The organism is Pseudomonas sp. AGC41 (assembly GCF_057334555.1).
Genome location: NZ_JBHFJB010000039.1, coordinates 134,091 through 137,386, shown reverse-complemented (window position 1 = coordinate 137,386; position 3,296 = coordinate 134,091). Strand labels below are relative to the sequence as shown.

At 64.7% G+C, this 3,296-nt stretch carries 2 protein-coding genes; both read left to right on the top strand.

Going from position 1 to position 3,296, the window contains the following annotated elements; all coding sequences use genetic code 11:
- Positions 1 to 113 precede the first annotated feature (113 nt).
- A complete protein-coding gene (locus ACE04F_RS07600; RefSeq protein WP_486105654.1) occupies positions 114 to 1,877 on the top strand; it encodes a sensor histidine kinase in 1,764 nt (587 codons plus the stop codon).
- On the top strand, positions 1,870 to 3,204 hold the full coding sequence (locus tag ACE04F_RS07595; protein WP_486105653.1) for a sigma-54-dependent transcriptional regulator: 1,335 nt from the start codon (positions 1,870 to 1,872) through the stop codon (positions 3,202 to 3,204). Before ACE04F_RS07600 ends, ACE04F_RS07595 begins: the two co-directional genes overlap by 8 nt.
- The last annotated feature ends 92 nt before the right edge of the window (positions 3,205 to 3,296 follow it).

Genomic DNA, 3,296 nt, shown 5'->3' with positions numbered 1-3,296 from the left:
GGTCACCGCAGACCCAGTGTGGGAGCGAGCCTGCTCGCGATGGCGGAGGTGCAGGCCCAAGCCGTTCCAGCATGCTATCTTGCCCGCCCGACTTTCCACTGGTTTACGCCAGCATGCCGACTACCCGTACCTTGCGCCTGTCGCTGTACAGCCTGCTGATTCTAACTGGCGCTGCCATCGCCGCGACCCTCGCCGTGCGTCACGCCGAACGCGCGGCCCTGGAAGAGGACGCCAGCCGTGCCAGCCAGCAACTGGCGCTGTACGCCAACTCGCTTCATACCCTGATCGAACGCTACCGCGCCCTGCCCTCCGTGCTGGCGCTGGACCCACAACTGCGCGATGCCCTAAAGGGCCCGGTCAGTGCGGCGCAACAGGATGAACTGAATCGCAAGCTGGAAAAGATCAACGGCGCCGCGCAGTCCTCTACCCTGGAATTGCTGGACCATAGCGGCCTGGCCGTGGCGGCCAGTAACTGGCGGCTGCCGAGCAGCTATGTCGGCCACAACTATGGTTTTCGTCCCTATTTCATCCAGACCCGCACCCAAGGCACCGGGCGGTTTTATGCCGTGGGCGTGACCAGTGGCATTCCCGGCTATTTCCTATCCAGCGCGGTAACCGGCGACAACGGCGAGTTCCTCGGCGCCATGGTCGTGAAGCTGGAGTTTCCGGAGCTGGAACGCGAATGGCGCCAAGGCAGCGACACCTTGCTGGTCAGCGATGCGCGCGGCATCATTTTCATCGCCAACCGGCCGGGCTGGCGTTATCGCCACCTGCGGCCACTGGCCGACAGCGACCACGCCGAACTCAAGGCTACCCGTCAATACGACAAGCAACCGCTGCAGCCCCTGGCCTTCGATCCGCTGCGACGCTTCGACGACAACAGCCATCTGGCTCGGGTCGAAGCGCCCGATGGCGCGGCGGACTATCTCTGGGAATCCCTGCCGTTGACCGGTGAAGGCTGGACCTTGCATTTGTTGCGCAGGCCGCAGATCGCCTTCGAAGACCTGCGCAACGCCGGGCTCGCCGCCGCCGGATTGTGGCTGGCGCTGGTGTTCCTGTTGCTATTTCTCAATCAGCGCTGGCGCTTGGCAAGGCTGCGTCAACGCAGCCGCGAGGAACTCGAACGGCTGGTGGAGGAACGCACCCGTGAATTGCGCACTGCCCAGGATGGCCTGGTGCAGTCGGCCAAGCTCGCGGCCCTGGGGCAGATGTCGGCGGCACTGGCTCACGAGATCAATCAGCCACTGACGGCTCAGCGCATGCAGCTGGCGACCTTGCGCCTGTTGCTCGACCATGGTCGGGTCGAGGACGCCTACAAGGCGCTCAAACCGGTGGATGACATGCTCACGCGCATGGCCGCCCTCACCGGCCACCTGAAGACCTTCGCGCGCAAAAGCCCGAGCGGCCTGCGCGAGCGCCTGGACCTGGCAGCGGTGGTCGACCAGGCCCTGCAATTGCTGGAGACACGCCTGCGCGATGAACACGTCAGCACGGTGTTGCACCTGGCCCGCCCGGCCTGGGTTCGCGGCGACGCGATCCGCCTCGAACAGGTGCTGATCAACCTGCTGCGCAATGCTCTCGACGCGATGGTCGATCAACCGGTCAAGCGCCTGGAAATACACTTGCAGGCCGATGAGCAACTGTGGTGCCTGACGGTGAAAGACAGCGGTGGCGGAATCGCCGAAGAACACCTGGCCCAGGTGTTCGATCCCTTTTTCACCACCAAGGCCGTCGGCGATGGCCTGGGCCTGGGCCTGGCGGTGTCGTTCGCGATCATTCACGAATCGGGCGGGCGACTGACCGCGGGCAATCACGAAAACGGCGCGGTATTCTGCGTCACCTTGCCCATCGATCCGGAGGCGCCGTTGCATGCTTGATTCGGTCATAGTCGTCGATGACGAGAGCAGTATCCGCAGTGCCGTCGAGCAGTGGCTGAGCCTGTCTGGATTCCGCGTGCAATTGTTCAGCCGCGCCGAAGACTGCCTGATGCAGTTGCCGGAGAATTTTGCCGGGGTGATCCTGAGTGACGTGCGCATGCCTGGGCTAAGCGGCCTGGAACTGTTGGCCGAAGTACGCAAGCGCGACCCGGACCTGCCGGTGATCCTGTTGACCGGTCACGGCGATGTGCCGATGGCGGTGGAAGCGATGCGCGACGGCGCCTACGACTTCCTCGAAAAACCCTTCAGCCCCGAAGCCCTGCTGGGCGGCCTGCGTCGCGCCCTCGATAAACGTTTCCTGGTGCTGGAGAACCGCCGGTTGCACGAGCAGGCCGATGCCAGGGCCCGGCTGGACACCACGCTGCTGGGCGTCTCCCGGCCTTTGCAGAACCTGCGCCGCCAGGTGCTGGACCTGGCGACCCTGCCAGTCAACGTGTTGATTCGCGGCGAAACCGGCAGTGGCAAGGAACTGGTCGCCCGCTGCCTGCATGACTTCGGCCCGAGGGCGAGCAAGCCTTTCGTGGCGCTGAACTGCGCGGCCATTCCCGAGCCGCTGTTCGAGGCCGAGCTGTTCGGCCATGAAAGCGGCGCGTTCACCGGCGCCCAGGGCAAGCGCATCGGCAAGCTCGAATATGCCGATGGCGGCACGCTGTTCCTTGATGAAATCGAAAGCATGCCCCTGGCCCAACAGGCCAAGTTGCTGCGGGTACTGCAGGAAAAGAAACTCGAGCGCCTGGGCTCCAACCAGAGCATCCCGGTGGACCTGCGCATCATTGCCGCGACCAAACCGGACCTGTTGGACGAAGCCCGTGCCGGGCGATTTCGCGAAGACCTGGCCTATCGGCTGAATATCGCCGAACTGCGCCTGCCGCCGCTGCGGGAACGACGCGAAGACATCCCCTTGCTGTTCGAGCATTTCGCCCACGGCGCCGCCGAACGCCTGGGCCGCCCGGCAACGCCGCTGAGCGGCCCGCAACTGAGCCATTTGCTCAGCCATGACTGGCCGGGCAACGTCCGCGAACTGGCCAACGTCGCCGAACGCCAGGTGCTGGGCCTGGAGCAGCTGCCCGCCGAGGATACGGCGCCCGGCCAATCCCTGGCGGCCCGGCAGGAAGCCTTCGAAGCGCAATGCCTGCGCGCCGCCCTCACGCGACACAAGGGCGACGTGAAAGCCGTGCTCGAAGAACTGCAACTGCCGCGCCGTACCTTCAATGAAAAGATGCAGCGGCATGGGTTGAGTCGGGAGATGTTTTTGCAGGAGCGCTGATTTTTTGCGCTGCCTGCTCTGCGCTCTTCGCGAGCAGGCTCGCTCCCACAGGGACCTGCGAATACTGACCCCAGGTGGGAGCGAGCCTGCTC